Source organism: Arboricoccus pini (assembly GCF_900187945.1).
In the GTDB taxonomy this organism is placed as follows: Bacteria; Pseudomonadota; Alphaproteobacteria; order Geminicoccales; family Geminicoccaceae; genus Arboricoccus; species Arboricoccus pini.
In genome coordinates this window covers 1-26263 of sequence record NZ_FYEH01000005.1, presented here as the reverse complement: position 1 = coordinate 26263, position 26263 = coordinate 1, and the positions used below count along the sequence as shown (strand labels likewise).

The 26263-nt window shown below is 62.6% G+C and carries 26 protein-coding genes and 1 tRNA gene; 13 read left to right on the top strand and 14 right to left on the bottom strand.

The genetic code is table 11. The features are described 5' to 3' along the window. Positions 1–12: 12 nt before the first annotated feature. Positions 13–411 carry a response regulator gene (locus tag CFB17_RS08160; protein WP_088561002.1) on the top strand — a complete coding sequence of 133 codons (399 nt, stop codon included), beginning with the start codon at positions 13–15 and terminating at the stop codon, positions 409–411. On the opposite strand, the gene CFB17_RS08155 is transcribed toward CFB17_RS08160, so the two are convergent. Continuing rightward, positions 397–1140: an IclR family transcriptional regulator gene (locus tag CFB17_RS08155; RefSeq protein ID WP_088561295.1), complete on the bottom strand. Its 744-nt coding sequence runs from the start codon at positions 1138–1140 to the stop codon at positions 397–399. The genes CFB17_RS08160 and CFB17_RS08155 overlap by 15 nt on opposite strands. Before the next feature lie 191 nt (positions 1141–1331). Between CFB17_RS08155 and CFB17_RS08150 the strand changes: the two genes are divergently transcribed. From CFB17_RS08150 to CFB17_RS08130, 5 genes are all read left to right on the top strand, one after another. Next, complete coding sequence (locus CFB17_RS08150; protein WP_088561000.1) at positions 1332–2648, top strand: MFS transporter; 1317 nt, start codon at positions 1332–1334, stop codon at positions 2646–2648. A gap of 14 nt (positions 2649–2662) precedes the next feature. Continuing rightward, positions 2663–3844: an L-rhamnonate dehydratase gene (gene rhmD, locus CFB17_RS08145; RefSeq protein ID WP_088560998.1), complete on the top strand. Its 1182-nt coding sequence runs from the start codon at positions 2663–2665 to the stop codon at positions 3842–3844. Positions 3845–3869: 25 nt separating this feature from the next. Then, on the top strand, positions 3870–4727 hold the full coding sequence (locus CFB17_RS08140; RefSeq protein WP_088560996.1) for a fumarylacetoacetate hydrolase family protein: 858 nt from the start codon (positions 3870–3872) through the stop codon (positions 4725–4727). Next, complete coding sequence (locus tag CFB17_RS08135) at positions 4724–5476, top strand: SDR family NAD(P)-dependent oxidoreductase (RefSeq protein ID WP_088560993.1); 753 nt, start codon at positions 4724–4726, stop codon at positions 5474–5476. Before CFB17_RS08140 ends, CFB17_RS08135 begins: the two co-directional genes overlap by 4 nt. Before the next feature lie 98 nt (positions 5477–5574). Continuing rightward, on the top strand, positions 5575–6858 hold the full coding sequence (locus CFB17_RS08130; protein WP_088561294.1) for an MFS transporter: 1284 nt from the start codon (positions 5575–5577) through the stop codon (positions 6856–6858). 85 nt (positions 6859–6943) lie between these two features. Here CFB17_RS08130 and CFB17_RS19610 read toward each other — a convergent pair whose 3' ends face one another. The 10 genes from CFB17_RS19610 to CFB17_RS08080 form a co-directional block, all read right to left on the bottom strand. After that, entirely contained in the window at positions 6944–7081 is a 138-nt protein-coding gene (locus tag CFB17_RS19610; protein ID WP_279311733.1) for a helix-turn-helix domain-containing protein, read from the bottom strand. Between the two features lie 282 nt (positions 7082–7363). Beyond that, positions 7364–8395, bottom strand: coding sequence for an L-glyceraldehyde 3-phosphate reductase (gene mgrA, locus CFB17_RS08120; RefSeq protein WP_088560991.1), 1032 nt, complete (start codon positions 8393–8395; stop codon positions 7364–7366). Between the two features lie 86 nt (positions 8396–8481). Next, a complete protein-coding gene (locus tag CFB17_RS08115; protein WP_088560990.1) occupies positions 8482–9072 on the bottom strand; it encodes a hypothetical protein in 591 nt (196 codons plus the stop codon). 345 nt (positions 9073–9417) lie between these two features. Continuing rightward, positions 9418–10632 (bottom strand): M24 family metallopeptidase, encoded by a 1215-nt coding sequence (locus CFB17_RS08110; RefSeq protein WP_088560988.1) that lies wholly within the window; start codon positions 10630–10632, stop codon positions 9418–9420. Then, positions 10629–11849 (bottom strand): M20 family metallopeptidase, encoded by a 1221-nt coding sequence (locus CFB17_RS08105; protein WP_088560987.1) that lies wholly within the window; start codon positions 11847–11849, stop codon positions 10629–10631. The genes CFB17_RS08110 and CFB17_RS08105 overlap by 4 nt, the downstream gene beginning before the upstream one ends. 10 nt (positions 11850–11859) lie before the next feature. After that, entirely contained in the window at positions 11860–13536 is a 1677-nt protein-coding gene (gene nikE, locus CFB17_RS08100) for a nickel ABC transporter ATP-binding protein NikE (RefSeq protein ID WP_207761983.1), read from the bottom strand. Beyond that, on the bottom strand, positions 13533–14351 hold the full coding sequence (locus CFB17_RS08095; RefSeq protein WP_088560985.1) for an ABC transporter permease: 819 nt from the start codon (positions 14349–14351) through the stop codon (positions 13533–13535). The genes nikE and CFB17_RS08095 overlap by 4 nt, the downstream gene beginning before the upstream one ends. Continuing rightward, the gene (locus tag CFB17_RS08090; RefSeq protein ID WP_088560983.1) at positions 14344–15294 is read right to left on the bottom strand and encodes an ABC transporter permease; all 951 of its coding nucleotides are present in this window, start codon (positions 15292–15294) and stop codon (positions 14344–14346) included. Before CFB17_RS08090 ends, CFB17_RS08095 begins: the two co-directional genes overlap by 8 nt. 4 nt (positions 15295–15298) lie before the next feature. After that, positions 15299–16849: an ABC transporter substrate-binding protein gene (locus CFB17_RS08085; RefSeq protein WP_133063867.1), complete on the bottom strand. Its 1551-nt coding sequence runs from the start codon at positions 16847–16849 to the stop codon at positions 15299–15301. Positions 16850–16924: 75 nt separating this feature from the next. Further along, a complete protein-coding gene (locus tag CFB17_RS08080; protein ID WP_165769497.1) occupies positions 16925–18097 on the bottom strand; it encodes a M24 family metallopeptidase in 1173 nt (390 codons plus the stop codon). A 205-nt stretch (positions 18098–18302) separates the two neighbouring features. Between CFB17_RS08080 and CFB17_RS08075 the strand changes: the two genes are divergently transcribed. The 5 genes from CFB17_RS08075 to CFB17_RS08055 are packed head-to-tail and all read left to right on the top strand — an operon-like array spanning position 18303 to position 22957. After that, positions 18303–18962 (top strand): GntR family transcriptional regulator, encoded by a 660-nt coding sequence (locus CFB17_RS08075; protein WP_088560977.1) that lies wholly within the window; start codon positions 18303–18305, stop codon positions 18960–18962. Beyond that, the gene (locus tag CFB17_RS08070; RefSeq protein ID WP_088560975.1) at positions 18959–20272 is read left to right on the top strand and encodes a Zn-dependent hydrolase; all 1314 of its coding nucleotides are present in this window, start codon (positions 18959–18961) and stop codon (positions 20270–20272) included. Before CFB17_RS08075 ends, CFB17_RS08070 begins: the two co-directional genes overlap by 4 nt. Before the next feature lie 2 nt (positions 20273–20274). Next, positions 20275–21234: an NAD(P)-dependent oxidoreductase gene (locus tag CFB17_RS08065; RefSeq protein ID WP_088560974.1), complete on the top strand. Its 960-nt coding sequence runs from the start codon at positions 20275–20277 to the stop codon at positions 21232–21234. Continuing rightward, the gene (pxpB, locus tag CFB17_RS08060) at positions 21207–21995 is read left to right on the top strand and encodes a 5-oxoprolinase subunit PxpB (protein WP_407642393.1); all 789 of its coding nucleotides are present in this window, start codon (positions 21207–21209) and stop codon (positions 21993–21995) included. The genes CFB17_RS08065 and pxpB overlap by 28 nt, the downstream gene beginning before the upstream one ends. Continuing rightward, positions 21995–22957: a 5-oxoprolinase subunit C family protein gene (locus CFB17_RS08055; protein ID WP_088560972.1), complete on the top strand. Its 963-nt coding sequence runs from the start codon at positions 21995–21997 to the stop codon at positions 22955–22957. The genes pxpB and CFB17_RS08055 overlap by 1 nt, the downstream gene beginning before the upstream one ends. A 22-nt stretch (positions 22958–22979) precedes the next feature. Here the strand turns inward: CFB17_RS08055 and CFB17_RS08050 are convergent, their stop codons facing one another. Then, the gene (locus CFB17_RS08050) at positions 22980–23741 is read right to left on the bottom strand and encodes a LamB/YcsF family protein (protein ID WP_088560970.1); all 762 of its coding nucleotides are present in this window, start codon (positions 23739–23741) and stop codon (positions 22980–22982) included. Between the two features lie 114 nt (positions 23742–23855). Here CFB17_RS08050 and CFB17_RS08045 point away from each other — a divergent pair, with 114 nt between their 5' ends. Both CFB17_RS08045 and CFB17_RS08040 read left to right on the top strand, forming a co-directional pair. Then, a complete protein-coding gene (locus tag CFB17_RS08045; RefSeq protein ID WP_088560969.1) occupies positions 23856–24557 on the top strand; it encodes a type 1 glutamine amidotransferase in 702 nt (233 codons plus the stop codon). Between the two features lie 21 nt (positions 24558–24578). Further along, on the top strand, positions 24579–25709 hold the full coding sequence (locus CFB17_RS08040; RefSeq protein ID WP_088560967.1) for a M24 family metallopeptidase: 1131 nt from the start codon (positions 24579–24581) through the stop codon (positions 25707–25709). Positions 25710–25725: 16 nt separating this feature from the next. Here CFB17_RS08040 and CFB17_RS08035 read toward each other — a convergent pair whose 3' ends face one another. Together CFB17_RS08035 and CFB17_RS08030 are read right to left on the bottom strand one after the other, a co-directional pair. Beyond that, positions 25726–26070 carry a LysR family transcriptional regulator gene (locus tag CFB17_RS08035; RefSeq protein ID WP_088560965.1) on the bottom strand — a complete coding sequence of 115 codons (345 nt, stop codon included), beginning with the start codon at positions 26068–26070 and terminating at the stop codon, positions 25726–25728. A 114-nt stretch (positions 26071–26184) separates the two neighbouring features. After that, a tRNA-Met gene (locus CFB17_RS08030) sits at positions 26185–26261 on the bottom strand. Positions 26262–26263 lie beyond the last annotated feature (2 nt).

Sequence of the window (26263 nt, the reverse complement as noted above, 5' to 3'; positions counted from 1 at the left end):
AGGCTGTTTGCAATGTGCGTTTTGGTCGTCGAAGACGAGTGGCTCATACGTTCGTTGCTCGTCGAGATCCTTTCGGAGCATGGTTTCGAGGTGAGCGAGGCCTCATCCGCCGATGAGGCCGTCGACCTCGTTCGTCGTGCCAATGACGGAAAATCACGCTTTTCCCTCTTGGTCTCGGACATCAACCTGCCCGGCGGGCAGGATGGCTTCGGCGTCGCGGCGGCGTTTAGGCGAAACTATCCAGGCGCACCGATCGTCTTCGTCACCGGTCGGCCTCACACCATCGGCGATTTTCCCGAACGCTTGCCTTCGGACATCCTCCTGATGAAGCCCTTTCGCCCTTCTCAGCTTCTCAAGATCGTCACCAGCCTCATCGGCAGGCCCGAAGCAGACCCGCTAGCGAGGCATTGAGCTCTGTGCGGGGTGCCAGCCGAGGTCGTGGCTGACGTTCTTGGCCGTATCGACGACCAATGGCGTCAGTTCGTCCATACGCTCGTCGGTCATATAGCGATTGAGACTCGAGAGGCTGATGGCCGCCACGATCCGGCCGCTTGCATCACGCACCGGGGCTGCCACGCAGCGGATCTCCGGCTCGTTCTCCTCAAGATCGAAAGCATAGCCTAGTAGGGCGTAAGCGCGCATTCGATCGAGCCATTCGGCCAGATCCTGCGTCTGCCCATCACCGTGCGCCTCCCCCCGCGCGAAGAAGGACCGCCAGGTTGCCTCATTGCCGTCCAGGAGCAACGCCTTGCCGAGGCCGGTTGACCAGACGGGGTGTCGTTCACCCACCTGCGAACTGATTTCCACCCGCCGCATGCCCGGAATCTTATCGAGGTAGAGCGCCCACCATCCGTCCAGGACGCCCAGGTGCACTGTGTCTTCGGTTGCCGCTGCGAGCTGCTCCAAATGGCGCCGCGCCAGTCGCGTCAGGGGATTTTGATGCAAGGCATGCCAACCGAGCTCAAGGAGCTTGGAGCCGAGACCGTAGCCCTGCCCCGGCTGGAAGCGGAGATAGCCTCGAGCAACCAGCGTGCTGGCCAGCCGGTGCGTGGTGCTCCGCGTCAGACCCAGGTGGAGCGAAAGCCCCGCAAGGTCTGTGATTCCGCCTGCGACCACGTCGACGATGTCCAAGGCGCGCATCAACGATTGGCTGCCTTGCGGCGCGGCTGGTCGGTCCGTGCTGATGCCGTTGCTCCCTTCGAGCACGCGATTGACATGGCGCCTGAAGAATGGCTACGTCATCCACATAATAAAAACAAGTATCATATTGTGGGACACAGCGCAAAGCCGACCCGATATGGTGGCGGGCAACGCGCCCGAAGGAGGCTAATATGGAAGATCGCCGTCTCGATGGAGCGGTGACGCGGGCGCAGCGGCGACTCGTTCCATTCCTGCTGCTGATGTACGTCCTATCGTTTCTCGACCGGGCGAATATCGGCTTTGCCAAGGAGGCGTTTCAGGCCTCCGCCGGCATCTCTGCGGCGGCCTACGCACTGGGTGCCGGCCTGTTTTTCCTCACCTACGCGGCGACGGAACTGCCGAGCAACCTGATCATGCACAAAGTGGGCGCCAGGATCTGGATGTGCCGGATCATGGTATCTTGGGGGCTGATCTCGGCAGCGACGATGTTCGTTCGCGGCGAGATGTCCTTCTACGTCGTCCGCCTGCTCCTGGGTGCCGCGGAAGCCGGCTTTTTCCCCGGTGTCATCCTCTACCTCACCTACTGGTTTCCGGCCCGCACGCGAGGCCGCATCCTGGGCCTCTTCTACTTCGGCGCTCCCTTGTCCTTCATCGTCGGCGGGCCGCTCTCAGGGCTGCTAATCGAGATGCATGGCTATCTCGGCCTCGAGGGCTGGCAGTGGATGTTCATGATCGAGGGACTGATGGCCACGGCCGTCGGCGTCTGGGCCTACTGGTATCTGGACGACAAGCCGAGCGACGCCGCGTGGCTGCCGGCCGACGAGAGTCATGTCCTGACTGCGGCGATCGACACGGAGGAGCGGGCAAAGGCCCGCCACGGACTCTCTTCGCTGGGCGTGATCTTCCGCCTGCCGCGCGTCTGGCAGTTCGTGGTCATCTATTTTCTCATCCAGATGAGCGTCTATGGCGTCAGCTTCTATCTCCCTGCTCAGGTGGCGGCCCTCCTTGGCACCAGGATCGGTCTGGAAGTTGGCCTGGTCTCGGCCATTCCCTGGCTCTGCGCCTTGATCGCCACTTTCTTTCTCCCACGCTTCGCCGACCGGTACGGCGCGCATCGATGGCTGGCGGCGGCGACCCTGGCAGTGTCAGGCTTCGGCATCGCCGTCTCGGCCGGAGCGGGCCCAGCGATTGCACTGGTGGCCCTTTCCTTTGCCGCTGCGGGCTTCATCGCCGTGCAGCCCATGTTCTGGACCTTCCCGACCAATTATCTGGGTGGGGTGGCCGCAGCGGGCGGCATCGCCGTCATCAACGCCTTGAGCGCGCTGGGCGGTTTCACCGCCCCGAACATCAAGAACTGGGCCGATGCCAGCCTGGGTGCGCCAGCTGGCCTCTACACACTGGCGGGAACGACGCTGATAGGCGCCGTCTTCATCTTGGCCCTGCGCCGGGAGCCGACGGCGGAGCCGGCAACTGAACTCGCCGCCAGCAGCAGCCCTACCTCCGCCTGACTTGGGAAAACCACATGGCCACGCCAACGATTCGCCAGATCCGCGCTTATACCGTCAGAGGCGGTGGTGGCGATTATCACGACCAGAGCGGCGCGCATTGGATCGACGATCACGTCTCGACGCCGATGGCGAAATATCCGAACTACCGGGCAAGCCGGCGCAGCTTCGGGATCAACGTTCTGGGCTCGCTGGTGGTCGAGGTCGAGGCATCAGATGGAACGGTGGGCTTTGCCGTCACGACGGGTGGCGAACCCGCGGCCTGGATCGTCGAGAATCACCTGGCCCGCTTCATCGAGGGGGCCAAGGTCACCGACATCGAGCTTATGTGGGACCAGATGTATAACGCGACGCTCTATTATGGGCGCAAGGGCCTGGTCATCAACACGATCAGCGGTGTGGACCTGGCCCTTTGGGACCTTTTGGGCAAAGTGCGCCAGGAGCCGGTGTTCCACCTGCTGGGCGGCGCTGTGAGGGACGAGCTGCAATTCTATGCCACGGGTGCCAGACCCGATCTTGCCAAGGAGATGGGCTTCATCGGCGGAAAGATGGCGCTTCACCACGGCCCGGCCGAGGGCGAGGAAGGCCTGAGGAAGAATCTCGAGATCCTGACCGACATGCGTGCCAAGGTCGGGCCCGATTTCTGGCTCATGCAGGATTGCTGGATGAGCCTGGATGTCAATTATGCGACGAAGTTCGCTACCCGGGCTTGGCATGAGGCCGGCCTCAAATGGATCGAGGAGGCACTCTCTCCCGACGATTACTGGGGGTATTCCGAGTTGCGGCGAAATCTGCCGCGCGGGATGCTTTGCACGACCGGCGAGCACGAAGCCACGCGATGGGGCTTCAGGCTGCTCCTCGACATGAATTGCTGCGACATCATCCAGCCGGATGTCGGCTGGTGTGGCGGCGTAACCGAACTCATCAAGATTTCAGCGCTGGCTGACGCCCACGGCGTCCTCGTGGTCCCGCACGGCTCCTCGGTCTACAGCTATCATTTCGTTATCACCCGGCATAACAGCCCCTTTGCCGAGTTCTTGATGATGCACCCGGTTCCCGATCAGGTTGTCCCGATGTTCACGCCCTTACTTCTGGAGGAGCCAGTGCCGACCAAGGGGCGGCTCAAGCTCCCCGAAACGCCAGGCTTTGGCGTCAGGCTCAATCCGGAATGCAAGCTGCACCGGCCCTACACGCATTGAACCAACAGAGATCAGGTAAAACACCATGAAGCTACTTCGCTACGGTCCGCCCGGCGCCGAACGCCCGGGCCTGCTCGATCGCTCCGGCAGGATCCGTGATCTCTCAGGACATCTGAGCGATCTCGACGGCGCGGCCTACGCGGCAGAGAGCCTTGAGCGCTTGGCTGCGCTCGATCCCGAGAGCCTGCCACTGATCTCTGGCGAGCAGCGCTATGGCTGCCCCGTTGCCAAGGTCGGCAAGTTCATCGCCATCGGCTTGAATTTCTCCGACCACGCCAGGGAATCGAACCTGCCCATACCGACCGAGCCCGTCGTGTTCACCAAGGCGATCAGCTGCATTCAGGGCCCGAACGACGATGTCGTCATTCCGCGTGGGTCGACCAAGACCGACTGGGAGGTCGAACTCGGCGTCGTCATCGGCAAGCGCGCCAGTTATGTCAGCAAGGACGCGGCCCTCGACCATGTGGCTGGCTATGTGCTGATCAACGATGTCTCCGAGCGGCACTACCAGGCCGAACGCGGTGGCACGTGGGACAAGGGCAAGGGCTGCGACACGTTCGGGCCGATCGGTCCCTGGTTCGTCAGCAAGGACGAGGTGGGTGACGTGCAGAAGCTTGGCATGTGGCTGGACGTCAACGGCAAGCGCATGCAGACCGGCAATACCGCGACGATGATCTTCGATGTGGAGACCATCGTCTCCTATCTCTCGGAGTTCATGACTCTGATGCCCGGCGACGTCATCACCACTGGTACGCCGCCCGGTGTCGGCATGGGGATCAAACCCGAGCCGGTCTACCTCAAGCCCGGCGATATCATCACGCTTGGCATCGACAAATTGGGCGAGCAGCGGCAGGTCTGCGTCGCCTGGGAGCAACGCGCATGAGCGAATTTGCAGGCCGCTTCAAGGACAAGATCGCCGTCGTGACCGGCGGCGCCGCCGGCATCGGCCTGGCGGTCGTCAAACGGATCCTGGCCGAGGGCGGCAGGGTCGCGGTCTGGGATCGCGACCAGAAGCAGATCGATGCGACGATAGCCAGCCTGGGCGAAGGTGCCCTCGGGATCGTCGTCGACGTCGCCGATTGGGCCTCGGTGGAAAAGGCGGCCGCCAAGACGGCCGAACAGTTGGGCGGCATCGACGTCCTGGTCGCCAGTGCCGGAATCACCGGACCGAATGCCACCACCTGGACATACCCGATCGAGGACTGGAAGCGGGTCTTCGACGTCAATGTCCATGGCGTCTTCTATTGCGATCGGGCGGTCGTGCCGTTCATGCAGGCCAAGGATTATGGCAGAATCGTCAACATCGCATCGATTGCCGGCAAGGAGGGAAATCCCAACGCGCCCGCCTACAGCTCATCCAAGGCGGCCGTGATCGGCCTGACCAAGTCGCTGGGCAAGGAGTTGGCCAAGACCGGCATTACTGTCAATTGTGTGACGCCGGCAGCCGTCCGCACGGCCATCTTCGATCAAATGAGCCAGGAGCATATCGACTTCATGCTCTCGAAGATTCCGATGGGTCGCTTCGGCCAGATCGAGGAAGTGGCAGCACTGATCTGCTGGCTGGCCTCGGAGGAATGCTCGTTCACCACGGGTGGCGTCTTCGACGTTTCGGGCGGCCGCGCCACCTACTGAGCCAAGAGAACAACGGCTGGCACGCGTAAGGACCGGCCGACAAGCAACGCCAGCACGATCGACTAAAATCCATCAAGGAGGCTACAGAATTGGCCGTCATGACGACCCCACCCCGGGTGCGGCGCACCCAGCGGGCGGCTCTCATCCTGCTCGTCATCGTGGGAACGATCAACTATGTCGACCGTGCGACCCTGGCCGTGGGCGGCACGCTCATCCGCGCCGATCTCGGCCTGACGCTGGGCGAGATGGGCATGCTGCTCTCGGCCTTCCTGTGGGCCTATGCCTTCGCCCAGTTGCCAGGTGGCGCGCTGATCGACCGCTTCGGCCCGAGGCGGCTCCTCGGAATCGGCCTCTTCATCTGGTCAGTGGCCCAGGCGGCGGGCGGCATCGTCAGCAATTTCAGCCAGTTTGTCGTTGCCCGCATCTTTTTGGGACTGGGCGAGGCGCCGATGTTCTCGTCGGGTGCTCGAGTCGTAAAGGACTGGTACAATATCCGCGCCCGTGGCCTGCCCACGGGTATCTATAACTGCACCTCAACGCTCGGGCCAACAATTGCGCCGCCGATCCTGACAGCGTTGATGCTGGCCTTCGGCTGGCGCTGGATGTTCATCATCGTTGGGCTAGCTGGCGTCGTCGTGGCGATGATCTGGTTCATCATCTATCGCGAACCGGACGAGGTCGACCTTACCGCCGAGGAGAAGAATTATCTCCAGGACGGAGAGGAGCCGCAACCGCACGCCCCAATCACCCTTGCCGAATGGAAGCGCCTCTTTTCATTCCAGGTGAGTTGGGGGCTGATCCTGGGCTTCTTCGGTGTCGTCTATCTGCTTTGGCTTTTTCAGGCGTGGCTGCCCGGCTATCTCGAGATGGAGCGTGGCATGAGCCTGCAAAAGACTGGATGGGTCGCCGCGATCCCTTATGCCTTTGGCGTGATTGGCAGCATCGGCACAGGCAAGGTTGCCGATCTCCTGATGGCGCGCGGATTCACGCCCATCGACAGCCGTCGCATTCCGGCGGTCATCTCGCTGCTGGCCATGGCCTGCTTCACGGTCCTGGCCGCGCTGACGCCAAGCAACACCCTGGCGGTCGCCTGCATCGCCGTCGTGATGTTCGGCGCAGGCTCTTCGAGCGCCATGGCCTGGGCGATGGTCAGCGTCTGCGCGCCCGAAAACAATACGGGCTCGATTGGCGGCATCATGAATTTCGGCGGCTATCTGGGTGGCGCCCTGGCGCCGCTCATCACGGGTTTCATCGTCCAGGCCACCGGCCATTTCATGCCGGCTCTGATCGTCGGCGCCGTCATCGGCTTGGCCTCCGCCCTTGCCTACATCTTCGTCCTGCCGAGCCAACCCATCTCAGTCGCCGACGTCGCCGGGAAATAGATGCCTTTCACACATCGGCGCTCAGGAACTGCGAATGCGATTGCGCAGTGAGGATCGGGCTCCCACCAAGGCCGCCTGCACGGGACTACGCGACGGGGATGCCGCGCCGATAGCGGCGGGGCGGGCATCCCATGACCCGGCTAAATGTCGTGCTGAAGGCTGACTCGGCGGTGTATCCGGCTGCGCAGGCGATCTCGGCTAGAGGATCGCGCGAATGCCGCAGGCGGTCAGCCGCCTGTTACATGCGCCATCGGGTCAAATAGCCCAAGGGTGGCTCGCCTACGATCTGGCGGAACCGTGCGGCGAACGTTGTTCGCGACATGCCCACCAGCCTTACGAGTTCGGGCAGCATCCATCGTCGGGATACTGGCGGCGCGTTGCTCCGGCAAAGTCGTTTTGCGGTCGCCATCGACGTGACGATGGCAGCGGCCAGCCGCGGGCTTGGCAACCGGCGAGGCCGACCCAGTTGTCCCACCTCTCTGCCGGACCGGAAAGCCGGGCAGACCTATGAAAACGCGGTCGAGACCTTCCAGTAATCGGTGTCGCCGTCGATGGCGAACGGATCGATCTCGGCAAGCTCGGCCGGCGTGAAGTCCAACCGCTCGAGGGCCCCCAGCGAATCGTCGAGTTGCTCGACGGTCCTGGCCCCGATCAGCGATGAAGTAACTCGAGGATCGCGTAGCGTCCAGGCAATCGCCATCTGCGCCAATGTCTGCCCGCGTCGCCCGGCGATTTCATTGAGTGCGCGGATGCGCTCCAGGATATCCTCGGTGAGCGCTGAACTGTTCAGCAGCCGTCCCTTGGCGGCACGCGCATCGTCGGGGATGCCGCCCAGATATTTCGAGGTGAGTAAACCCTGCGCCAACGGCGAGAAGGCGATGCAGCCCGCACCGGTCTCCTCCAGCGCATCGAGCAGGCCATGCTCGATCCATCGGTTGAACATTGAATAGTTCGGCTGGTGAATGAACAGGGGGACGCGCTCTTCCTTCAGGATGGCGGCGGCCTTGCGCGTCAGTTCGGGCGAGTAGCTGGAGATGCCCACATAGAGCGCCTTGCCCTGCCGATGGAGATGGGCGAGCGCGCCCATGGTTTCCTCAAGCGGCGTCATGGGGTCAACGCGATGCGAATAGAAGATGTCGACATAGTCGAGCCCCATGCGCTTGAGCGACTGGTCGAGGCTGGCAACGAGATATTTCCGGCTACCGCCGATACCGCCATAAGGGCCGGGCCACATCTCCCAGCCGGCCTTGGTCGAGATGATGAGCTCGTCGCGATAGGGTGCCAGATCGCCGGCCATCACTCTCCCGAACATTTCCTCGGCCGAGCCTGGAGGCGGCCCGTAATTATTCGCGAGGTCGAAATGCGTGATGCCGCGATCGAAGGCCCGGCGCAGGATCGCGCGGCCGGCCTCGTAGACGTCGACGCCGCCGAAATTGTTCCATAGGCCAAGTGAGATCGCCGGCAGGTCGATGCCGCTTTGACCGCAGCGACGATAGGACATGGCAGCGTAGCGATCGGGAGCCGGTGAAAACGGCATGGGAGAATTCCTTGGCTCTGTTTTTCCTGGCAGCACGGCCCGCCGGCCTCGTCGGCTCAGGGGCACCGAGACGGCAGGAGCGCCTGTCAAAACAACGTATAATACTCTGAGAGCGCCCAGACGATCTCAGAGAACAGGGCGGCAATGGCGAAGGCGGTCTGGAACTTCACGCTCTGGACCATCATCGCGGCGGCACTGCCAAGGACATAAAACGCCAACCGGAACCACAATCCCAGCCCGAGCGAGGCAAGATAGTCGGCCCCCTTGATCCTGCTATCACCGATATCGAGGAAGAAGATCGCGATAAGTATACCAAAGAACCAGACTCGTCGGGACACGAAATAGTCCGCGAAGCCCGTGTACTCATACATGGTGTCAGGGAAGAGCAATGTACAGAGAATGAAAATAAGCCCCGCGTAGAGCGCGGAAAAACAATATATGGCAAAATTCCAGTGAACGGTTCCCAAGTGGAATTCCCACCACCAGAAGTGAATGACATAGACCAGCATGAAGAAGGTCCATGCAAGGTGAGCGCCGAAAATCTTCTGCTGCTTGGGATGCTGGATGAAACGAGCGATGCCGGTGAGGAGCCGGCCGATGCTGAGCCCGACGATGATGCTGATGACGGTACGGACATAAGCGAAGATCGCGGGATCGATGGGTGGGATCTGGCCCATGACGAATCCTCGCACTGATTAGTGGGAATATAGCCTCTGACGAGTGAAGTATCTCGACGACGCGGACAATTGTCCGGTCAATCAAGCCCAGGTCAACATGTGAACCGCAAAGCCCGAGACGTCGTTGTCCTCAGGTTGTCGGGGGCAAACCCATCATTCCCAGGCGCGAAGGCCGGGACTCGGTCGAGTAACGTTCGACCTGGTTGCGCAAATCCAAGCCGTTTAGACCGGCCAATTTCCATGAGCGATCCCTGCACAAGGACCATGCGAATGCCAAGCCGCAGCGGGACGTCGGCGCCCCTCCACGAGGCGGTGCCGCGTGACCCCGGATGCGGCTTGCCGGCGTCAGCAGCAGTAAAGCTGCACTGGCAGATCGCTGAAGACCTCTGGTGCGCCATCGGTGATGGCGAAGGTCTGGCCAACTCCCGCCGTCAGGCCCGTCGACGCATCGGGGATCATGATGTGAACGAAGAATACCATCCCCGGCGTCATGATGAGGGGGTTTCCGGAATAGATCATCGGCGGCACGTCCATCCAGGTCGGCTTGAAAGTGCAGCCCAGGGCGTAACCGCAGGCGGCGTAGCGAGCCTTGGCAAAGCCGGCATCATCCAGCACCTTGCGATGAATGTCGTCGAGCGTTCCCAGTGCCGTCCCTGCCCGCGCGGCATCTTTAATCTGGTCGAGAGCGTCCTTCGCCACCTTGAGCATGTCGCGTTGACGCGGATCTGGCTTGCCAGTCACCAGCGTGTGCTCGATGCAGACGTGATAACGGCAATGGGAGCCGGCGAGCTCGACCAGGATCTGGTCTTGTTCCTCGATCGTTCGAGGTCCGCCAATGCCGCGACCGTACAGCGCCCGCGGGCCGGAATTGACCAGAGGTCCGCCCGAGGGGATGTCGCCGCCGCCGGCAAGCATTGCGGTCAATGCCGCGGCGGTCAGGACAGTATCTGGAATGCCAGGCCGGGTGGCGTCGATCGCCGCCCGGACAGCGGCGTCGGCGAGCTTGCCCGCCATGCGCACATGCTCGAGCTCGGCCCTGGACTTCACCAACCTGCCCTGCCGCACGATGTCGGAGGCATCCTCGGTGACGCAGAAACCGTCGAGCGCTCGATCGACCATGCGGGCATTGGCACCCGTCAGGCCGTAGGTCGCATATTCGACGCCGACCTTTTTGCCCCTGAGGCCCTTCTCGGCCAGAATGTCACGCAGGTCCTGGGCAGGATTGGCGTTCTCGGCATTGAGCCAGACCCGGATATCGTCATAGAGCGAGGCGACATTGGCCTGCCTGAGATCTGGCGTACGAGTGAGGAGCACCGTGTCGCTGCCATCGTCGGCGAGGACGAGACCGGCCTGGAAGAAAACGTAACCCGCCGTGTCATAGCTGGTCAGCCAGTAATGACTCTCCTGGGCAAACACGATCAGTGCGTCGAGCCCGCGCTCCCGCAGGCGGCGGCGGGTGGCGGCAAGGCGACCCGCGAATTCGGCCGGCTTGAACTTCAAGAGGACGTTGCGACCGCTTCTTGAGGTCGCCGCGAATTCCTCGGGCACATGCATGGTCATGCCAACTCGCAGATGTCTGTCATGGTGATGAGATAGATGCGGACCATGTCGAGATAGTCGACGATATCGACCCGTTCGTCCGGCATGGTGTTGTAGCGCCCGCCTGGTCCGCAGACGACGCCTTCCATGCCGCCTTCCACCCAGAGATGGCCGGCATCGGTGCCGAAATAGGCGGGCGGCGCAATCGGGCCGGTCGGCTGCTTGTCGCCGCGCACGGCCTCGTAGGCCGCGTTGATCGCCTTGACGATGCGCGCTTCCTTCGAGACCGCGAAAGCCGGCATGGTCGGCTGATCGTTCCTGGTCTCCGCATGGACCTTGGCCTTCAGGCCGGGATGGCATTCGGCCAGCCCGTCGAGGACGCGCTGGATGTCAGCCAGAGCATTCTCCCGGCTCTGGCCCGGCCCATAGCGGCCAGATCCCTTGAGACGGACGAAGTCTGCCACCTGCGGCGGCCGCCATTCATGCAGATCGCGTCCGAGTGCGCCATGGATGACGCCGACATGCACGCGGTTGACCGCCTTGTGCTCTTCCGTCGGTGCATCGGAGAACGTCATGGCGCTTAGTTGCGGAATCAACTCGCAGGCCGCACGGATGGCGTCGACGGCAGCCTCGCGCTTGGACAAATGCCGCGTGACGCCTTCAAGCTCGATGATGAAAGTGAAGGCCGCCGCATGCATGGTGATCGCCTGCAGGTCGGATGGCTCGGAATTGATGAAATAGTCGGCGCGGGTACCGGCCCGCACCGCCTGCAACGTCCCGATGCCGCCCTGCAACTCGCCGATCACATACGTTAGCACGACATCACCCTTCAGCCGGATGCCGTTGTCGATCAGAGTCTTGACGGCGCAGAGCGACGACGCGTCGCCGGCCTTCATGTTCGAGACGCCGATGCCGTAGATGAATTCGTCATCGACGACGCCGCCCCAGGGATCGACGGTCCAGCCCTCGGTCGCCGGATTGGTGTCCAGGTGGCCGTTGAACAACAGGCTCTTGCCACCGCCTGAGCCGCGCCAGATGCCGATGGCGTTGACCCGGTCGCCGGTCACTGGCTGCAACGTCACTTCCAGCCCCATGTTGCGCATGATGTCGGCCATGTGCTCGGCCAGGATGCGCTCGCCCGGAGTTTCCGAATAGCTCTTGTGCCGCACCAGGTCGGCCAGGATGTCGATACAGGTCTGGCGGTCGACCTTGTCTGCGAGCTCCAGCGCTGTCGTCATGGATGAACCCTCATGCTGCTGCGCTGGACGACTGAACCGGAACAGCGTCAAGGAGCGCTTTGGTATAGGGGTTGCGATCGTCCGCGCGGGCGTCCCGGCGGTCGAAGAAGTCCACGAGCACGCCATGGCGCATGACCGCGATCCGGTGCGCGAGCTGACGGATCAGATTAAGGTCGTGCGTGATGAACAGGCAGGCCGTGCCGGTATCCCGTTGCAACTTGACCAGAAGTTCGGCCACGGCCGCCTGCACCGACACGTCGAGCGCTGCGGTCACCTCGTCGCAGATGACGAGTTCCGGTTCAGCGGCGAACGCGCGGGCGATGGCCACGCGCTGCTTCTCGCCGCCCGAGAGCTGATGCGGATATCGCTTGGCGTAGGCGGCCGGCAGACGAACCATTTCGAGCAGTTGCCCGACACGTATCTTGACCTGCCGGCGCGGGACTATCTGGTAGAGCTTCAGCGGCCGGCCGATGATCGTGCCAATCTTCTGGCGCGGGTTGAGCGAGGCGTCGGGATGCTGAAACACGATCTGCACCCGGCGGCGATAGGCACGGTCGATAGCCTTCCGGCTGCCGATCGTCCTGCCGTCCACTTCGAGCGTCCCCTCAAAATCCTGCAGCCCGGCCAGCACCTTGGCGATCGTCGATTTGCCGGAGCCGCTTTCACCCACAACTCCCAGGAGTTCTCCCTTACGGATGTCGAGGCTGACGTTTCGAGCCCCCCAAAAGCCGACCTTTCCGGCTTCCTCTGGCTGGAATATCCTCTGCAGGAGGCTGGGGCCGCCATAATGCACGCCGGCATTCGTTAGCCGAATCAGCGTCTGCGGGACCGCTGGTGCCTCCACACCGATCCAGCGCTCCGGGTCCGGCACGGCCCCGATCAGTTGGCGGGTATAATCCGCCTTCGGGTGCCGGAACACCTCGTCGACCGACCCGTTCTCGACGATGACGCCCTTGTGGATCACGGCGACCCGGTCGACGACGCGCGAGACCAGGCCCAGATCGTGGGAAATATAGAGAGCCGACACGTTCGTCTCTTCGCGCAGCCGGGTGAACAGATCGAGGATCTGCCGTGCGGTCAGGATATCGAGCGCTGTTGTCGGCTCATCGAAAATGATCAGTTCCGGCTCACAGGCGAAGGCCGTGGCGATGACGACGCGTTGTTTCTCGCCACCCGAGGCCTCATGAGGATAGCGCTGCAGCATTTCCTTGGGATGCGTGATGCCGGTTCGTGCCAGCGCCGCTTCCGCCTCGGCGTAGGCCTCGGCCTTCGTCAGGCCCCGGTGGCGGATCAGTACCTCGGCGATCTGTTCGCCCAGCCTGATCGTTGGATTGAGCGAGGTCGACGGATCTTGAAAGACCATCGGCACCCGGCTGCCGCGGATCGTCGCCATTTCGTGCGGCGTGTAGTCGAGAATCTCTTCGCCTGCGAGGCGGATGGCACCACCCTGCTCCACCGCATTGGGCGGCAGATAGCGCATGATCGACCAGGCCATCGACGACTTGCCCGAGCCGGATTCGCCAACAAGGCCGACGGTCTCACCTTTGGCGATGGTAAGGTCGATGTTCCTCAGCGCCGCGATAAGGCCGGCCTCAGTGCGATAGGAGAGCGAATATTTGTGCACAGCGAGGGCCGGCTTTTCCTTGCTGGCAGCCTTTGCCTCGGCCGAGGTGAGCGCGGCGCTCAATGGCTCCTCCTTGGGTCGAGGGCATCCCGCAAAGCGTCGCCGAACAGGTTGAAGCCAAGGGCCGCCGTCGCGATCGATAGGCCGGGAATGGCGACACACCAAGGATTGCGGAACATGAACTGGCGGGCTTCGGAGACCATCAGTCCCCACTCGGTACTGGGCGGCTGGGCGCCCAGGCCCAAGAAGCCGAGCGTCGCGCCGATCATGATGGCGAAGGAGACGCGAATGGTGGCTTCAACGACAATGGGACTAAGCGCGTTCGGCAGGACTTCGCGGCCAACGATATAGAGTCCGGACTCGCCGCGCGCGACTGCCGCCCGGACATAGTCACGTGTACGGACCGACAGCACGGCACTGCGGGCAATGCGCGCCATACCGGGCGTGAAGGCAACGGCCACGGCCAGCAGCGCATGCTCCATGCCGCCCCCGAGGACGGTGACGATCAAAAGCGTGAACAGGAGGTCTGGAACCGCGAGCAGACCGTCGAGAATACGCATGATCGTGCTGTCGACCCAACCGCTGGAAACCCCAGCGATCACGCCGATGAGCGAGCCCACGACGACGCCGATCGTCGTTGAAAACACCCCGAATGCGATGGTCGCGGGCGCGCCGCTGAGGATGCGCGAGAGTAGGTCGCGGCCGAACTGGTCGGTCCCCAGCCAGTAGCTGGCCGAAGGGCCCTGAAGCCGTGCCAACGGATGGAACTCCTGCGGATCATAAGGAGCGATCAGTGGGCCGAACAAGGCAGCAAACAGGACGAGGACGAGCAAAGTCGTGCCGACGACAGCACTTGGCGAGGACAGGAATCTACGCATAGCGGACCCGCGGGTCGAGCTTAGCGATGATGATGTCCGAGACGAGATTGGACAAAGCGTAGATTGCCGCGAGAAGCAGGGTGACTGCCTGAATGACGGGCAGATCCCGATTTTCCAGTGCATACATTAAAACCCGACCCAGTCCGGGCCAGGCGAAGATTTCCTCGACGACGATGATGCCGCCCAGCAGATAGCCGATGTCGAGCGAGATGACGGCCACCGCCGGCGCCAGCGAATTCGGCAACGTGTGACGCCAGATCACCCGGCGCTCGCTCAACCCCTTGAGACGGGCAGCGCGGACATAGTCGGAGGCAAGCACTTCCGACATTTCCGATCGCACCTGGCGCGAGACATGAGCGAGCAGGATCAAGCCCAGCGTGGCGGCAGGAAGGATGACGTGGGCGGCAAAGCCCGCAAGATCCTCCCAGGGAGCAACGAAGCCGCCTGCGGGAAAGGGCCCGACGTTGGGCGCAGCCAGAAAAACGAGAAGCAGCGTGGCGGTGACGAATTCTGGCAGCGCCGTGCCTAGATAGCTGAACAGGCCGATCGCCAAGTCGATCACTGTGCCACGTTTCAATGCCGCGAGCACGCCCAGCGGGATGGCGACGATGATGACCGCGGCCAGCGCGGTCAGGGCCAGCATGGCCGAATTGAGGAATGCCTCGCCCACGACCTGGGTAACCGGCTGGGACAATCTGAGCGAGGTGCCAAAATCGCCATGCAGGATGCCGGCGACCCAACTTAGATATTGCATGTACCAGGGCTGATCGAGATGCAGCTGCCGCTCGAGGGCCGCCACCGCGTCCGGGGTGGCATATTCACCCAGGATCATGATGGCGGCGTTGCCCGGCAGTATCGTGGTGATCGCAAAGACAGCGAGCGTGACGATCGCCAGCACGAGGATGATGGCGAGCAGTCGCCGGATCAGGTAACCCCGGCTCATGCCATCAAGCCTTGTTGAGCCAGACGTTCTCGACGTAGAAATACCCAGACAGCGGCGCGGTCGTCCAGTCTTCCACACTCTTGCCGCTTGCCGTCAACACGTCTTCGAAGATTGGAACGATGTAGGGCGTATCCCTCAACATCAACTCTTGCGCCTTGGCATAGAGATCTCGGCGCTTTTCGGTGTCGGTGGTCTGACGGGCATCTGACACCAGTTGGTCGAACTCCTTGTTCTTCCAACCCGTATCTTCGTAGGAAGCGTTCGAGGTAAGTAACAGGTTGAAGGTCGCGTCCTCGGTCGCCTGCATGCCCCAATAGCCCATGTAGAACTGACCCTTCATCCAGATATTGGCCAGATAGGTGTCGTGGGACATGGTCTCGACATCGATGTCGAACCCCGCCGCCTTGGCCATTTCCTTGACGGCAACGGCCACCTGGGCGCGGATCGCCGGGCGGTTGGAGGCGACGAGCTTGATCTTGATGCCGTCAGGGTAGCCAGCTTCCGCAAGGAGCTTCTTCGCCGAAGCCGGGTCGTAGGGGATTTCCGGCGTCTGGATGGCATACTGAAATTCTGGCGACAGCAGGTTATCGTAAGCCGGGCGGCCCAGGCCTTCCAACACAATGTCAACGAGAGTCGGCCGGTCGATCGACATGGCCAGCGCCTTGCGGACGCGGACGTCATCGAACGGCTTTTGGTCCTGACGCATCGTGATATTGACGAACCGGCCAGATGGAATGCGCTGGGCCTTGATGCCGCTCGATGCCGCGATGCGCTGGAAATCGGCCTGTTGGACCGTCAGCATGACGTCCATCGCGCCATTCAGGAAGTTGGCGCTCTCGGCAGCCAGATCCGGGAACAGGTATAACTCGACTGCGTCGAGGTAGGGCTTGCCCTTGATGAAGTAGTTCTCGTTCTTGACCAGACGCACCATGCGAGCACTGTCATAGGTCTCGAGCTTGAACGGGCCGGTCCCATTGACGGTCGTGTCGAGTTTTTCCCTCGGTCCGGCAAGCGCTGCCTTGGAGAGGATGCGAGCGTTCGGATGCGCCGTCGAGATCGGCAGGTCGGCGAAGGGCGAGGCCAACGTGATCTTGACGGTCGTCGGATCCACGGCCTCGATCTTGTCGATCATGTTGAGGACGGAGCGGGCCGCTGCCGGAATGTCGGGGCTGAGGATCGCCTGGTAAGTCGCGACGACGTCGTCGGCCGTGCAGGGCGAGCCGTCGTGGAATGTAATGCCCTCCCGCAGGTGGAAGGTAAAAGTCTTGGCATCGGCACTGGCCTCCCAGCGCTGGGCCAAGTCGGCCATGGGCTTGTTGTCTGGACCCATGCGCGTCAGGCCGGAATAGAGCATGTCGACGGCCGGATATTCGGCCGGACCAGAGCAATTCAGCACATTCAGTGTTGCGATGCGCGTCGAATGGCTGATCCTCAGCGTGCCGCCTGGCTTCGGTGTCGCGGCGGCAAGCGCATCTTGAAGGTCCAGGCCGGGAACGAGTGCCGTCGCCGCCAGACCCATGACCACGTTGCGGCGGGTAAGCATGAATTTCGTCACTTCGCCCTCTTGGTTGGTTCGAGATGCAAGCCGGGCGGCAGTGTACTCATGATCTTCCCGGCGGGATTTTCGCGCTTAGCCGACCACCGTCAATTCATCCGGCAAAGCCGTCAGAATTTCCGGCGCACCCTCGGTGATGAGAAGCGTATGGCCAACGCCCATGGCGAGGCCGGTGTCGCTGTCGCCGTTCATCACGTGGTAGAAAAGCGTCATGCCCGGCCGGCATTCGGTCGGGTTGCCGGCGTAGATCATCGGCGGAACGTCCATGCTGGTCGGCGCGAACGTGCAGCCCACGGCGTAGCCAGTGGCCCCGTATCGGGCGCGCCCGTAGCCGCCTTTGTCGAGACCCTCCGCGTAGAGATCGAAGATCTCACCCAGCGTCGTGCCGGGACGGGCCACATCGGTCATCTTTTGCAGCGTCTCGCGACCGACATCATACATCTTGCGATGCGCGTCCGAAGCCCTGCCGAACAAGATGGTCCATTCCGTTTTTACATTATAGTGCCGATAGGCCACGGGATATTCGATGAGGATCTGGTCCTGCTCTTCGAGCCGGCGCGGATCCGACACGCCGCGGCCATAAACCGCCCGGGGCCCCGAATTGAAAAGTGGCGGGTTCGGCGGCATGTCAGCACCCTGCCCGAGGATCGCGGTCAGGTAGACGGCTTTAAGGTCGCTATCGAGAATGCCTGGACGAGCCGCCGCGATCACGGCTTTGAGCGAATCGTCAAGAATGCGGCCGGCCTTGCGGGTATAATCGATCTCGGCTGGAGACTTCACAAGCCGCAACCAGCGGATCAGATGCCGGTCGTCCTCGAGCTTACACCAGTCGCCGATCGCCCGCTGCGTGCGCCAGAGATTCCAGCCGGTGAGGCCATGGGTATTGAGTTCGATCGCGATCCGGGCGCCGGCAAGGCCGAGCTCGTGCAAAATGGACTTCAGGTCTTCGGCCGGATTGGCATCTTCGGCATCCCACCATATGCGGATATCTTCGATGATGCTGGTCTGTCTGGCCTGAATGAGGTCGGGCCGGCGCGTCAGAAGGACGGGTTGACGTCCATCGGTCGGGACGACCAGGCACTGATAGAAGACGAAGCCGCCAGTGTCGTACCCCGTCAGCCAGTACATGCTCTCCTGGGCAAACACGAGCATGGCATCGACGCCGCGCGCCGCGAGTTCAGTCCGCAGCCGCTCCTGGCGCTGCAGATGCTCCTCTCGGCTGAACGGCAAATGCGGCGTTGTCGTCACGATAGCGTCCGTTCTGGACAGGCGAATGCTGCCCGTTGTCAGAACGGTAAAGTTTGGTATACCAATCGTCAACCAAAGGAATACTTAATTTTCTCGCTGTTGCTCACGGATTTTTTGGGGACAGTTTGTGTGGCAACAGCTGCTTCCCGTGGCGACAGACGCGGCATGGTTGGTCTTGAGCCGTCCGCCCAGAGGAACCAGTAAGATGCTGATCGAAACGGGGAAACGGCTGGCACTGCAGGCGTATGAGCAGATCCTCAACCTGATTGTCTCGGGACAGATCCCGCCAGGCGTCATGATTACCGAGCGCCGGCTTGCAGAAACGCTGAACATGTCGCGGACGCCGATCCGCGACGCGCTTTTGATGCTCGAGGGCGAAGGCCTCTTGATCCGGCAGGGAAGCCGCGGACTCCAGGTCAAGGAGATGCGCGTCGATGATTACATCAATGCGCTCCACATTCGGCAGCTTCTCGAGCCGGAAGCAGCGCGCCTGGCGGCAGGTCAAATATCCCGGGTCGAGCTCGATGCCTTGGAGACCGACTTGAGAGACCTGCTTGGCAGGACCTTAAGCGACGAAGGCAGGCCGGATCGTGGCTTGGTTCGTGATGTGGACGATCGCCTGCATGGCGGCATCGGCGCTGCCGCGGGCAACCCGCAACTGGCACAGATCGCGCGGATGTTGCGCCGCCAGACGCAGATCTTCGACCTGCGAAGCCTGCCCGAGAGATTCGAGGCGACCTGCCGGGAGCACTTGGAGATCGTCGAGGCCTTGCGGGACGGACGCGGCGATGATGCCGCTCTGGCGATGCGTCAGCATCTCGAACACATTCGAGACAGTATCGTCAGGAGATTGACGCGCGCATGAGCATGTATCCCGAGCGCGAGCGGCAGGCCGACGCCACGCAGCCTGACCTCGCTTCCGCGGATATCGACCTGGCGGAGCGTTTGTTCGAGGAATTGCGCCGCCGCACCGGCACCGATCGCGGCATCACGCGTGCATCCTATGGACTTGGAGAGCAGGTCGCCCACGACATCGTCAGGCGCGAAGGGCGCAAGCTCGGCCTTGAGATCGAGATGGATGCTGCCTGCAATCTCTACATGACCATGAAGGGTCGCGAGGAAGGGCCCGCCATCTTCATAGGCTCGCATATCGATTCCGTGCCGATGGGCGGCAATTTCGATGGCGCGGCCGGCGTTCTGCTCGGCCTTTGCGTCCTCTCCGGCTACGCGCGCGCGGGCATCCGCCCGCCCTGGAACATCACCTTGATGGTCATCCGGGCAGAGGAGAGCACCTGGTTCGGGGCTTCCTATATCGGCAGCCGGGCCGCGTTCGGCCTTCTGAGGTCGGACGAACTTGACGAGGTCAAGCGCTCATCGGATCAGATCGCGCTCGGTGCCGCGATCGAGGCTGCCGGCGGCGACACCGCCTTCCTGCGATCCGGGCGTTCCTTCCTCGATCCGGCTAGGATCGCCATGTTCATCGAGCCGCATATCGAGCAAGGCCCGGTCCTCGTCGAGCGGGGCCTACCGATTGGCATCGTCACCGGCATTCGCGGATCCTTCCGCTATCGCGAGGCGAAATGCCTGGGGGTCTATGCCCACTCCGGCGCGACGCCGCGCGAATACAGGCAGGATGCGGTGCGCGCAGCAGCCGCCCTGGTGGTGGAACTCGACAAGGCCTGGACGCGACTGGAGGAAGAAGGGGCGGATCTCGTCGTGACCTTCTGCCAGTTCTACACCGATGCGTCCGAGGCCGCCTTCAGCAAGATCGCCGGCCGCCTGACCTTCGCTCTCGATGTTCGCAGTCAGGAAGCCGCCACGCTGGAGCGCGTGAAGCGGATCGTTGCCGACACCGCGGCCAGGATCGAAACGGAGCATCGCGTGCGCTTCGATTTCGGTCACCTGACCGGCAGCGCCGCGGCGAAAATGGATGCGGATATCGTCAGGTCCCTATCGGCGCTGGCCAGAGAACATGGGATCAGGGCCATGAGGATGGCTTGCGGGGCTGGTCACGATGCGGCCGTTTTCTCCGCCGCCGGCGTGCCGACCGGCATGATCTTCATCCGCAATGCCAACGGCAGCCATAATCCCGACGAACACATGGCGATGGCTGATTTTGCCGAGGCCGCGCGCCTCCTTTCGGCCCTCTGTCTCGATCCTCCGTTGAGGGCTTGACCATGACGGCGCCTTACTGCGGTGAATGCTTGGTCGTGCAGCCGATAGCGGTAACGGCGATCAGGCTCCTGGAAGAAGCCGGCCTTCAAGTCCATGTAGCCGAGAACACCGACTTCGAAACGCTGCGCCCGCTGCTGGCCGGAGCTTGCGCCATCATCACCCGTAATCACGGACTCTCCGCCCGGGAAATTGCCGCCGCCCCAAATCTCCTGGTTCTGGGCGTACACGGCACGGGAACCGAAAAAGTCCACAAGCCGTCGCTGGCAGCACGCAACGTTTCGCTGGTCAATACGCCGGGTGCCAACGCACAGTCTGTCGCCGAACTGACCATCGCCCTGATGCTCGCCTGCTCACGTTTGCTGATCCAGGCCGACACGGCATCGCGCCAGGGGGATTACCATTTCCGCGAGACTCGCCGTACGTTCGAGATGGCGGCTCGCCGACTAGGGCTGATCGGGTACGGTCATATCGCAAGGCTCGTTGCCCGCTTCGCGTCGGCGATCGGCATGCAGGTGGCGATCTATTCCCGTTCCACCCCGGCCCACCAACTGGCCGCGGAGAACATGCTGGCGATGCCGGATATCGACAGCTTATGCGAATGGGCGGACGTGGTCTCGCTGCATGGGGTGCCCGATGGGACACCCGTGATCGACGCCAGCCGTCTGGCGCTGATTGGCCCGCAAGGCATGCTTATCAACACCGCCCGCGGCGCGCTGGTCGATGAGCCGGCACTTGTCGAGGCGTTGCGAAGCGGTGTTATCTTCGGCGCGGGCCTCGACGTGGCGGTCGTTGAGCCGATCCGGGCAGATGACCCGTTGCTCGATTGCCCAAACCTCATTCTCACCCCTCATGTTGGCGGTTTGACGATCGACGCACTGGAGAGAACGGGTAGACAGGTCGCGACAAGGGTTCTTGAAGAGTTGCGCCTTATCAGGTGCCAACGGGCGGCGATATCGACGTGACCAGAAACTCCTGTTCAAACCCAGCCCCGATCGATAGCGCGACGTCCTATCCCCGAATCGTTCGCAATGGCGATCAGGCGGTAAGCGTGGAGTTTGCCGACACCGTCAACGAGACCGCGAATCTGAAAGTACTGGCCCTCAGCGCCTCGATTTCATCAAATCCGATCGTGGGCGTGCGTGAGACGATCCCCACCTATCGGTCCTTGACGCTTATCTACGATGCCCGATTGGTGCGCGGATCCGTGCTGGCGGAAGAGTTGATGCGGCGCGCGCGATCGGATGCGTCCTATGAGCCTCCACCCGGGCGGCGCTTCGAATTTCCGGTGTTCTACGGCGGCGAACATGCCACCGACCTTGAGGAACTCGCGGCCATCAAGAACCTCTCCGTCGACGAGGTGATCGGCCTGCATCTTGCCGGCGAGTATCGGGTCTACTTGATCGGGTTCGCGCCGGGCTTCGCCTATCTGGGTGGCCTTCCTGAAATTCTGCACACGCCACGGCTTGCCACGCCGCGCCAGCGGATCGAAGCCGGCGCCATCGGGATAGGAGGGCGCCAGTCCAGCATCAATTCAGTGCCCGGCCCCAGCGGCTGGCGCTTCATCGGCCGGACTCCTTACCTGCTATTCAATCCGCTCCGCGCCAGACCATTCCTGCTCCGAGCGGGCGACCGGATTCGCTTTCGCCGCATTGATGCCGACGAGGCCGCCCATCTGGACGAACGCGCCGGACAAAGCGATTTCGAGCTTGTGGGAACCGTCTGATGGCCGCTGCTCTTTCCGTCATTCGCTCCGGCCCGCTGATGTCCATTCAGGATCGTGGTCGCTATGGCTATCGATCATACGGAGTGTCGCGATCCGGGCCGGTCGACCGGGATTCGCATGTAATCGCCAACGCGCTTGTGGGTAACGACGCCACAGCAGCCGCCATCGAGTTCGCTCTCGTCGGCGGATCGATCCGCGTGGATGAGGACGTCCTGATCGCCGTCACCGGCGGTGACTGCAAGGTCGAGATCGACGAGAAACCGGTCCTGCCCTGGCAGAGCCATATCCTGCGCGCCGGCCAGACATTGACCATCGGTCTCCTGCAAGGTGCTGTCTGGGGCTATCTTGCCGTGTCAGGTGGGATCGCCAACGCGCCGGTACTCGGCAGCCGTTCGACGCACGTGCGCACCGGCCTTGGCGGCCTCAACGGCAAGGCGCTGGCGGCAGGAGACATCCTGCCGCTCGCACGCTCAAGAACGCCGCTGGAGCCTCTCATTTTGACGCAACCTTATGTGCGCCGACCGGGCCCCGTGGATGTCGTGCCAGGTCCCCAGGACGACTATTTCGACACCGAGGCCTGGAAGCTGTTCCTGACGCAGCCCTTCCAGACCACGGCTTCGCGGGACCGGATGGGGATGGTACTTTCTGGCCCCCGCCTCCAGGCCTTCAAGGGTCATGACATCGTATCCGATGCCACGGTGACGGGTTCCATCCAGGTGCCCGGCTCCGGCAAGCCCATCGTCCTTACAGCCGATGGACAGACGACGGGAGGCTACCCGAAGATCGCGACAGTGGCCTCGTCCGATCTGGCCAGGCTCGCCCAGATGCCCAACGGCAGCACCTTCACCTTCCGCGCGATTTCCGCCGATGCCGCGGAGGAAGCCCTCATCTACGCTCAAGAACGGCTTGAGGCGATCATCGCCGGCCGCCGCCGGCCAGACGACAAGGGGTCGCGGGATTAGCCAGCAGGAAACATCGGCATCATCAGCCACGGCTCGACGCAATCGTCCAGCCGGCGGCCTCCAGGCCCTGGCGGAGCCGACGCGCCATGGCCACCGCACCGGGCGTGTCGCCATGCACGCAGATGGAGCTGATGGGCACTGTGAGGCGCTTGCCCGATGTCGAGGTGAGGCATCCTTCCGCGACCATGGCCATCACACGCTGCAGCACGAGGTCGGGATCGTGCAGGACCGAGCCGGGTTCCGATCGGGGCGAGAGGTTGAATGAGTCGGCATAGGTCCGGTCGGCATAGATCTCGTTGATCACCGTCAGCCCGAGACTGTCGGCGGCACGGGCCGTGGCCGTGCCCGGCATGACCATGTAGGCCAGCTTGGGATCGACCGCCCGGATGGCGCGGCCCACGGCAAGCGCCATTGCGTCATCGTCAGCGCAGACATTACCGAGGGCGCCATGGGTTTTCACATGGGTCATGGGATGTCCTTCGAGCGCGCAAATCGCGGCCAAGGCGCCGACCTGGTAGGCAACGAGCGATTCGACCTCCCCTACCGTGATGCCGGGAAGCCGGCGACGGCCGAAGCCGATCAGATCCTGGTAGCCAGGATGCGCACCCACCGCGACACCGCGCTCACGCGCTAAACGCACCGTCGCCCGCATGATGCGCGGATCGCCGGCATGGAAGCCACAGGCGATGTTCGCGGTGCTGACGACCTCCAGCATCGAGGCGTCATCGCCGAGTGCCCAAGGACCGTAGCCTTCTCCTAGATCTGAATTCAGATCGATACGCATGTGGCCTCCGTCGATCGCAGGCAACGCGGATGGCCTATCGACATGCCACCGGCGTTGCACCTTGAACACCACTGGTATACCGATGCCATCCGCAAATCGTAAGCGGTGAATGGCATGGCAGGACGCCTTCTTTATCTCGGCAATGGACGACGCCTGCAATCAGCGTCCAAGCTGGACGACAGGTTCGAGACCTGGGGCCTCAACGTCGATCGCTATTGGTCGTATGGTGGACAGTTTCCATCATCACTCAAGGGATATGACGGGATCTTCCTCTCGGGCAGCCCGCATGGCGCCTATGAAGCCATTCCTTTCATTCGACGCGAGCACGAGTTGATCCAGGATGCGGCGGCCCAACGGATTCCGATGCTAGGCATTTGCTTCGGCAGCCAGATTTTGGGCTCGGCGCTATGCGGGCGCGATCAGGTCTTTCGCCGAGCTTATTGCGAAATCGGCTACAAGACCCTGCCACTAACCGAGGCAGCCCAGGACGACAAGCTGACCTGTGACCTTGTGGGCAGCGTCGATATGTTCGTCTGGCACAATGACGAGGTACGGGCGAGCCATCCCGACATGACCGTCCTTGCCTATTCCGACGATTGTCCCAACCAGATCTGGCGCTACCGGGATGCCGACATCTGGGGCATTCAGGGACATCCCGAAGTGACGAAGGCCCAGGCCCTGCTCTGGTTCGAGGAAAACCGCAGCCGCATGGAGGCAGACGGCGCCAGCATCGACGACTTGAAGGCAAAAGCGCATGAGGCACTCGATGCAAAGACCATGCTGACCCGCTTTGCCGAACTCGTCCAGCACGGCTAATCGAAGGGAGGGAATGTCCGCATGGTAACGTCGGCCTTCTGCTTCGAACGTCAGGAATTTCTAGCGCGCCTGGCTCGTGTCCAATCCGCATTGCGCGAGAAACAGCTGGACGGGCTCATTGCATTCCTGCCGGAAACGGTGACATGGCTGACAGGTTATTTTACCCGCGCCTACGGCACGCTGCAGTTTGCCATCGTTCCCGCCGAGGGCGAGCCGACGATGTTCTGCCGCGACGTAGAGGAATATTACCTTGAGAGCACGTGCGTCTTCCCAGACCGCGTGATGTGGACGGACGGCGATGATCGGATGAAGGTCGCCGCCGGTGCGATCGCCAGCCGCATCGGCACTTCCGCCCGTCTCGGCATCGAGCTTTCCGCCTGGCCGCTTTCGGCTGGACGTTACGAATATCTGAAGGCCGCCCTGCCCGGCATCGTCTGGCAGGACGAAAGCAGCCTGACGCCGACGATGCGGCTGATCAAGTCGCCGGCAGAAATCGCCTACCAGCGGCGTGCCGCCAAGGCGGCCGAGGCGGGTATGCAGGCGGCGATCGACAGTGCGGCCGTGGGCGTCACCGAGCGTGAGATGGCAGCGGAAATCTGCGCTGCCATGATCCGGGCCGGCAGCGACCTGCCCGGCCCCGGCGTCATGTCCTCCGGCGAACGTGCCTTCCACCTGCATGGCGGTTATTCGGATCGCGCGCTGGAAGCGGGCGACATCGTCCAGATCGAGACCACGCCGAACGTCAAGAATTACCACGCGCGCTTCATGCGTCCGATCCGGATCGGTCCCGCCCGGGATGACGATCATCGCGTCGTCGAGCAATTGATCGCCATCCAGGACGCCGCTCTTCGTGCGGTGAAGCCCGGCATTCCTGCCAGCGTGCCGGACACGATCTACCGAGAGGGCGTGCTCGCCGCCGGGTTGCGCGACAGCTACACGAACAAGACCTTCTACTCGGTCGGCCTGCTGCTGCAGCCCAATGGCGGCGAGCCGCTTGAGGCCGCCCCGGGCTGCACCTGGACGTTCGAGCCCGGCCAGACCTTCCACACCTACGTCCTCGCCCGCGGTTTCGGCATGTCGGAGACGATCGCGATCACCGAGGACGGCTTCGAACTGCTCACCAATTTCCCAAGGCAACTCTTCGTCAAATAAGCAATGGCGGGCATCTTCAACACGTCAAGATGCACCCGGGCTGCTGCTCTCGATAGGCTCTGGTGATACGCGCCAGCGTGCACGTCATCACGTCTTCCGATGCTGCCGGCCGAAGCCGTCCGCGCTTGCCGCAGGCCACCGACCGTGCCGCCATCTTGGCCCGGTCCAGGTTCTCGAACATCGCGCGCACGTCACTGAGAAACGCGCGGCCGACTTCAGTCAGCCGTGCGCCATGCCCTGGTTCGGGAAGAAAAAGGTCAGCGCTCAAATCCGCTTCAATGTCGCGGACATAGCGTGAGACAATAGATGGATCGGCATTCAGTCGTGGCGCTGCACGGCGGAATTTCGACTCTTCCGCCATCCACGACAGCCTCGGTAATGTCAAGCATAAGCGATCAGGCGCAGTATCCAGCGGATGCCACGCCCCACAGCGCTCCGGTGATTAAATCGAGACGGTGGTTGTTTTATGTGGATTTGGTTGCGGGGACAGGATTTGAACCTGTGACCTTCAGGTTATGAGCCTGACGAGCTACCGGGCTGCTCCACCCCGCGTC

Excerpts from the sequence above, each read along its gene's own strand:
- CFB17_RS08045 (WP_088560969.1), top strand. The coding sequence starts at position 23,856 with ATGGCAGGACGCCTTCTTTATCTCGGCAATGGACGACGCCTGCAATCA.
- CFB17_RS08110 (WP_088560988.1), bottom strand. The coding sequence starts at position 10,632 with ATGACCATGCATGTGCCCGAGGAATTCGCGGCGACCTCAAGAAGCGGT.
- CFB17_RS08155 (WP_088561295.1), bottom strand. The coding sequence starts at position 1,140 with ATGCGCGCCTTGGACATCGTCGACGTGGTCGCAGGCGGAATCACAGAC.
- CFB17_RS08105 (WP_088560987.1), bottom strand. The coding sequence starts at position 11,849 with ATGACGACAGCGCTGGAGCTCGCAGACAAGGTCGACCGCCAGACCTGT.
- CFB17_RS08070 (WP_088560975.1), top strand. The coding sequence starts at position 18,959 with ATGAGCATGTATCCCGAGCGCGAGCGGCAGGCCGACGCCACGCAGCCT.
- CFB17_RS08090 (WP_088560983.1), bottom strand. The coding sequence starts at position 15,294 with ATGAGCCGGGGTTACCTGATCCGGCGACTGCTCGCCATCATCCTCGTG.
- CFB17_RS08050 (WP_088560970.1), bottom strand. The coding sequence starts at position 23,741 with ATGCGTATCGATCTGAATTCAGATCTAGGAGAAGGCTACGGTCCTTGG.
- CFB17_RS08095 (WP_088560985.1), bottom strand. The coding sequence starts at position 14,351 with ATGCGTAGATTCCTGTCCTCGCCAAGTGCTGTCGTCGGCACGACTTTG.
- CFB17_RS08160 (WP_088561002.1), top strand. The coding sequence starts at position 13 with ATGTGCGTTTTGGTCGTCGAAGACGAGTGGCTCATACGTTCGTTGCTC.
- CFB17_RS08150 (WP_088561000.1), top strand. The coding sequence starts at position 1,332 with ATGGAAGATCGCCGTCTCGATGGAGCGGTGACGCGGGCGCAGCGGCGA.
- CFB17_RS08055 (WP_088560972.1), top strand. The coding sequence starts at position 21,995 with ATGGCCGCTGCTCTTTCCGTCATTCGCTCCGGCCCGCTGATGTCCATT.
- CFB17_RS08135 (WP_088560993.1), top strand. The coding sequence starts at position 4,724 with ATGAGCGAATTTGCAGGCCGCTTCAAGGACAAGATCGCCGTCGTGACC.
- CFB17_RS08035 (WP_088560965.1), bottom strand. The coding sequence starts at position 26,070 with ATGGCGGAAGAGTCGAAATTCCGCCGTGCAGCGCCACGACTGAATGCC.
- rhmD (WP_088560998.1), top strand. The coding sequence starts at position 2,663 with ATGGCCACGCCAACGATTCGCCAGATCCGCGCTTATACCGTCAGAGGC.
- CFB17_RS08065 (WP_088560974.1), top strand. The coding sequence starts at position 20,275 with ATGACGGCGCCTTACTGCGGTGAATGCTTGGTCGTGCAGCCGATAGCG.
- CFB17_RS08075 (WP_088560977.1), top strand. The coding sequence starts at position 18,303 with ATGCTGATCGAAACGGGGAAACGGCTGGCACTGCAGGCGTATGAGCAG.
- mgrA (WP_088560991.1), bottom strand. The coding sequence starts at position 8,395 with ATGCCGTTTTCACCGGCTCCCGATCGCTACGCTGCCATGTCCTATCGT.
- CFB17_RS08130 (WP_088561294.1), top strand. The coding sequence starts at position 5,575 with ATGACGACCCCACCCCGGGTGCGGCGCACCCAGCGGGCGGCTCTCATC.
- CFB17_RS08115 (WP_088560990.1), bottom strand. The coding sequence starts at position 9,072 with ATGGGCCAGATCCCACCCATCGATCCCGCGATCTTCGCTTATGTCCGT.
- CFB17_RS08040 (WP_088560967.1), top strand. The coding sequence starts at position 24,579 with ATGGTAACGTCGGCCTTCTGCTTCGAACGTCAGGAATTTCTAGCGCGC.
- CFB17_RS08140 (WP_088560996.1), top strand. The coding sequence starts at position 3,870 with ATGAAGCTACTTCGCTACGGTCCGCCCGGCGCCGAACGCCCGGGCCTG.